A 5045-nucleotide genomic window follows, 5' to 3' on the forward strand; every position below is an offset into this window, starting at 1 on the left:
TGGCGTCGTTATTCGGCCGCGCTGCACGATACGGCGCTGGCGCGATTGGCGGTGGTGTCGCGCCTGACCGAGGAAGCCCTCGACGACGAGCTGGAGTTGCACTACCAGACCCAGCACCGCGGCGTGCAATCGGAGGTATTCGGTGTCGAGGCCCTGCTGCGCTGGCCGTCGGGGCCCGGTGAGCTCAGCCGCCCCAACGTTCTTGTTCCCCTCTTGGAGGAAACTGGTTCCATCGTCAACGTCGGCCGTTGGGTGCTGCGTCAGGCGTGCCGCGACCAGGCGGCGATTTCCTCGATCATGGGTCACCCGGTATGCATGGCGGTGAACCTGTCGGCGTTCCAGCTGGCCCATGACGACCTCATTGGCCTGGTGCGTGATGTGCTGGACGAAACCGGCATGGAGCCACGCTACCTGGAGCTTGAGTTGACCGAGAGCGCGTTCCTGACTGAGCCCGAACGCGCCATCGAGACCCTTCGCAAGATAAAGGCTTTTGGGGTGACGATTGCCCTGGATGATTTCGGCACCGGTTTCTCCAGCCTCAACTACCTTAGCCGCATGCCGATCGACAAGCTGAAGATCGACCGGTCGTTTGTCAGCAAGCTGCCGCACGACCGTACCGACGGTGCGCTTTGCGAATCCATCCTGTTCCTGGCCAACAGTCTTGACCTGCAAGTGATCGCCGAAGGCGTGGAGACCTCCGCCCAGCGGCGCTGGCTGCTCGATCACGGCTGCCAGGCCATGCAGGGTTTCCTGTTCGCCAAGCCGCTTCCGCTCGACCAGCTGCAAAGGGCCGCCTACACGGTTTGATCAGATCCGATGGCTATGCTTGGCCCATGAAGCTCTGGAAGCTGGCCGTCCGCACGATCAAGACCGCCGTCGCTGGTTTCGACGACGACGAGCTGATGACGCGCGCCGCCGCGCTTTCGTTTTATTCGGCGCTTTCTTTTGCCCCCTTGTTGGTGCTGCTGCTGTGGATCGTGGCGGCGATGCAGGCGCAGTGGCAGCAGCAACTGGTCGATGCCCTGACGGCGGTGGTGGGCCCGCAGGCCGCCGGTGCCGTGAAGCTGGTGATCGACAATGCCGAAAAGCGCCCGCACCTGGGCAACGTGGTGGGCCTGGTCGGCCTTGTCATCACGCTATTTTCCGCGTCCGCGGTATTTGCCCAACTGCAGTCCACGCTCAACCGGGTGTGGAAGCTGAAGGTGAAGCCGGGTGCGGCGGTGGTGGGCTGGTTGCGCACCCGCGCGCGGGCCCTGGGGCTGGTCCTGGGCATCGTCTTCCTGCTGATCATCTCCTTCGTGGTCAGCGGCCTGATCCATGCGCTGATGCCGGCGAACATGCAGGTGTGGACGGGGGTGGAATACGGCATCTCGGCGGCGGTGTTCGTGGTGGCCTTTGGCGCGATGTATCGCGTGCTGCCCGATGCCGATATTCCCTGGCGCGATGCAGTGCGGGGCGGCATCCTGACCACGGCGCTGTTCCTGGCTGGCAAGTACGTCATCGGCATCTACATCGAACAGGCGCGGATCGGCGGCGCGTATGGGCCTGCCGGTGCCATCGTGGTGTTGCTGACCTGGGTCTATTACGCGTCGATCATCGTGCTGCTGGGCGCTGAGTTGACCCACGGCCTCGCCGTTGCCCGCGGCGAGCGCGTCCATCCCGACGCCCATGCGCAGCATCTTGATGAGGATGAGGCAGGACGCCAGTCCAACGACCGCGATGCCTGATGAGCCATTCGCGCTCATGACCTTGGCGGGCGATTGTTCCGGCGTTTGAGAATAATTCCATCGACGTCGATATACGCGCGGAGCCATGGTACACGCGGATTTCGCGGGCCCTGGCCCGATCAAACTGGCGCAACGCCAAAGTTTGAGGTTTGTTCCATTCAACGATGTGTAGGTGCATTCCTACACTGCGTCCCGTCATGGTCAGTCATTAGGTGCCGCGTCGCGGTGCGAGGCCATGCGCCCATCCCAATGCCATTTCCAATTCCAGGATAATCCATGAATACCAAGCTTGTTCTCGCGCTTGCACTTACTTCCGCCCTCGCCGCAGGTTCCGCCGTGGCGTCGGAAGGCGTCATTACCTTCACCGGCCTCGTCACCGACGAGACCTGTGTGATCTCCGGCGGCGAAGGCACCGACGGCGCGGTGGGTGACATCACTGTCGCCCTGCAGCCGGTCAACGCCAATTCGCTGGACGCCGCGGGCAAGTCCGTCGGCACCAAGCGCTTCGACATCGTCGTCAGCGATGGCGAGGGCGGCCCTTGCGTGTCGGCCACCAAGGCCACCTTCGGCTTCAAGAAGACCAGCCTCAACATCGATGCGACCAACGGCAACCTGAAAAACACCCTCACCGGTGAGTCCAATGCCCAGATGCGCATCCTGGACCAGGACCTGGCGACCCCGGTCGACCTGCGCGCCGGCACCACCAAGGACGTGGATACGGCTGGCGATGCCCGCTTCATCTACGGCGTCCAGTACTTCGCCAAGGACGTGACCACGGTCGGTGAAGTGAAGACGAACGTCGAATACGAAGTGACCTACCAGTAAGAACCCCGCCGGTGGCTGTTCCGCGGCCACCGGCCCCTTTCCCGAACTTGAGGTGACGTATGGCTGGCACGATCCGTTCCATCTTCGCCGCTGCCCTTGTTACCGGCCTTTGCGTGGCGCTTCCCGCCACCGCGGGCGTGGTGATCCAGGGCACCCGCGTGGTGTATCCGTCCCAGGACAAGGAAGTCACAATCAAGCTTTCCAACGAAGGCAAGAAGCCGGCGCTGGTCCAGTTTTGGCTGGACGACGGCGACGAGAAATCCACTCCCGAAACGGCCCGCGTGCCGTTCACCAGCACCCCGCCGATCTTCCGGCTGGAGCCGGGCAAGGGCCAGGCCGTGCGCGTGATGCATACCGGCCAGGCGCTTCCCGCCGACAGGGAGTCGCTGTATTGGGTGAACGTACTCGAGGTGCCACCCAAGGCTGACGATGCCCAGGCCGCCAATCGCCTGCAGTTCGCCTTCCGCACGCGCATCAAGCTGTTCTACCGGCCGCAGGGCCTGGCCGGCAACGTCGCCGATGCGGCAGGCAAGCTGACCTGGCGCTGGGGTGGTTCGGCTACCGCGCCGAGCCTGGTGGTGAGCAACCCGACGCCGTACCACGTGAACTTCGCCAGCGTGTCGGTGAACGTGGGGGGCAAGTCGTATGCCGTGGAAGAGGGGGGCATGGTCGCGCCGCAAGGCGAGGCGACGTTCACCCCGAAAGGACTTACCTCGCGCGATGCGAAGGACGTGTCCTTCCAGGCCATCAGCGACTACGGCGCCGTCAAGGACGGCACTGCTCCAATCGGCGGCTGACGCCGCACTACCGCAACGACCTGAGTGTGCCGGCCGCCTGGCCGGCGCGACGGGATTCCCTTGACCACGAAGTGACGAAAACCGCCATGAATCGCGCCATTTCCACAACGCAAGCAGCCCCCCGCAGCACGCTGCCGACGCATCGATGGCTCGCGCTCGCGGTGTGCGCGGCACTGGCATCGCCGATGGCGACGGCCGCTCCCGCCCCCGCGGCGACCGTGGAATTCGACCCGTCTTTCTTCCCGTCGGGCGCAGCCGAGCACCTGGACCTGAGCCGTTTCTCGCGCGGCGACGTGAACCAGCCCGGCGACTATGCCGGCAACGTCACGGTGAACGGCACGTGGCGTGAGCGCGGTCTGATCCGATTGACCCAGGTCCCTGGCCACGACAGCGCCCAGCCCTGTTTCAACCGCGACCGTGTCGCCTTGTGGGGCGTTGACCTTGACAAGCTCGAAGCCGATCCCGGCGCCGCGGCGAGCCGTCGGCTGACTGCGGAAGAAACCTGTGCCCCGATCGGTGATTTCGTGCCGGGTGCCACCATGGCCTTCGACGCCGGTGAGCAATCGCTCGATGTCCAGGTGCCGCAGATCTATATGTCGCGCGATGCGCGCGGCTATGTGCCGCCCTCGCAGTGGGATGCCGGCATCACCGCCGCACGCCTGGACTACAGCGCGAATACCTATCGCAGCGTGTACGCCGGACGTGCCAGCACGTCGGGCTACCTTGGCCTGGACGGGTCGTTCAATCTCGGGGCGTGGCACTTGCGCCACCAGGGCAACCTCAACTGGAACAGCCAGCGCGGACGCGACTACACCTCGACGGCGACCTTCCTGCAGCACGACATCCCGGAGCTCCGCGCGCAATTCATTGCCGGTGACACCTTCACAGATGGCACGGTGCTTGAGTCCGTGCGCATGCGCGGCCTGCGTGTGTTCTCCGACGACACCATGCTGCCGCAGTCGCAGCGCGGCTACGCGCCCGTGGTACGCGGCGTGGCCGAGACCAATGCCCTCGTGGTGGTCCGACAGAACGGCTACGTGCTTTATGACACCTCGGTGGCGCCGGGTCCGTTCGTCATCGGCGATCTTTTCCCCACCGGCTATGGCGGTGACCTCGTGGTCGACGTGACGGAGGCCGATGGGCGCGTGCGCCAGTTCACCGTGCCTTTTGCCGCCGTGCCGCAGTTGCTGCGTCCCGGGCAGAACCGCTGGAGCCTGGCGTCCGGTCGCGTGCAGGAACTGGATCTGAAGTCGCAGCCGTTCTTCCTGCAAGGGACCTGGCAGCGCGGCCTTACCAATCGCTGGACGCTTTATGGCGGCGGGACCGTGGCCAATGGCTATCGTGCCTTCACCGGCGGCGCGGCGCTGGCCACCGGCGTGGGCGCGTTATCGTTGGACGTGACCCATGCGCGCAACCAAGCCCCGGGCCACAGCGCCACCCAGGGCCACAGCGTGCGCCTGGGCTACAACAAGAATTTCCTCGACAGTGGCACGAATCTGGCCGTGGCGGCCTATCGTTACAACACGGAAGGATTCGTGTCGTGGCGCGATGCGGTCACCCTTCGCGATCGCGCGGCGCGCGGTAGCGAGGACACGTTGCAGATCGGCCGCGAGCGCAACCGCTTCGACCTGACCGTCAGCCAGGACTTGGGCCTCGGCTGGGGGCAGCTCTACCTCAATGGCAGCGCGCGCGACTT

At 65.0% G+C, this 5045-nt stretch carries 5 protein-coding genes; all 5 read left to right on the plus strand.

Translation table 11 applies throughout. The features are described from left to right. A partial coding sequence (locus VK519_RS03360; protein ID WP_324347670.1) for a putative bifunctional diguanylate cyclase/phosphodiesterase occupies window positions 1-807 on the plus strand: 807 nt, incomplete at its 5' end. 26 nt (window positions 808-833) lie between these two features. Continuing rightward, window positions 834-1727, plus strand: a complete 894-nt coding sequence (locus VK519_RS03365; RefSeq protein WP_324347672.1) for a YihY/virulence factor BrkB family protein — start codon at window positions 834-836, stop codon at window positions 1725-1727. A gap of 276 nt (window positions 1728-2003) precedes the next feature. Next, a complete protein-coding gene (locus VK519_RS03370) occupies window positions 2004-2552 on the plus strand; it encodes a fimbrial protein (RefSeq protein ID WP_324347674.1) in 549 nt (182 codons plus the stop codon). A gap of 59 nt (window positions 2553-2611) precedes the next feature. Continuing rightward, window positions 2612-3349 (plus strand): fimbrial chaperone, encoded by a 738-nt coding sequence (locus VK519_RS03375; RefSeq protein WP_324347676.1) that lies wholly within the window; start codon window positions 2612-2614, stop codon window positions 3347-3349. Window positions 3350-3435: 86 nt separating this feature from the next. Next, the coding region (locus tag VK519_RS03380) for a fimbria/pilus outer membrane usher protein (RefSeq protein WP_324347678.1) at window positions 3436-5045 on the plus strand (1610 nt) is incomplete at its 3' end.

This window comes from Pinirhizobacter sp. (assembly GCF_035317885.1).
GTDB lineage: Bacteria > Pseudomonadota > Gammaproteobacteria > Xanthomonadales > Rhodanobacteraceae > Pinirhizobacter.

Bases quoted from the DNA above. Each gene is read 5' to 3' on its own strand.
- VK519_RS03375 (WP_324347676.1), top strand. From the start codon at position 2,612: ATGGCTGGCACGATCCGTTCCATCTTCGCCGCTGCCCTTGTTACCGGC.
- VK519_RS03370 (WP_324347674.1), top strand. From the start codon at position 2,004: ATGAATACCAAGCTTGTTCTCGCGCTTGCACTTACTTCCGCCCTCGCC.
- VK519_RS03365 (WP_324347672.1), top strand. From the start codon at position 834: ATGAAGCTCTGGAAGCTGGCCGTCCGCACGATCAAGACCGCCGTCGCT.